This is a genomic window from Weissella sp. DD23 (assembly GCF_001579105.1).
Taxonomy (GTDB): Bacteria; Bacillota; Bacilli; order Lactobacillales; family Lactobacillaceae; genus Weissella; species Weissella cibaria.
Genome location: NZ_KQ970497.1, coordinates 1 through 342 on the forward strand (window position 1 = coordinate 1; position 342 = coordinate 342).

Annotated in this window: 1 protein-coding gene; it reads right to left on the reverse strand. The window is 42.1% G+C overall.

Features of this window, described 5'->3' with window-relative positions:
• On the reverse strand, positions 1-342 hold a 342-nt coding region (locus tag WEIDD23_RS12445; RefSeq protein WP_197458909.1), incomplete at both ends, for a Stealth CR1 domain-containing protein.

Below are 342 nucleotides of genomic sequence, written 5' to 3' on the forward strand. Positions count from 1 at the left end.
AATACGCCAGCAGTGCACTTCAATCACATTTGAATTATAAGTTGGCAAATACTCGTTTGGAATAAAGCTAGTATGATCTACGACAACCAACCGTTTACTGTCTTTAATAAAGCTAGGCCGTTGCTGATCAGTGACAAGATAGATTTTGTTTACCCATGGCGCATACTGCGCAATTGAACGCAACAAATACTTCAACGTACCAAAATCACGATATCGTTGGTCCGCTGCTTCGTACTCTGGTAATGACACATGTTGTGACCTGCGTTGTTGCCAAGCTAAATCACTGCCATCAACCCAGGGGATGACGATATCAATTGGCATCTTCGTTAACTGTTTCATTGG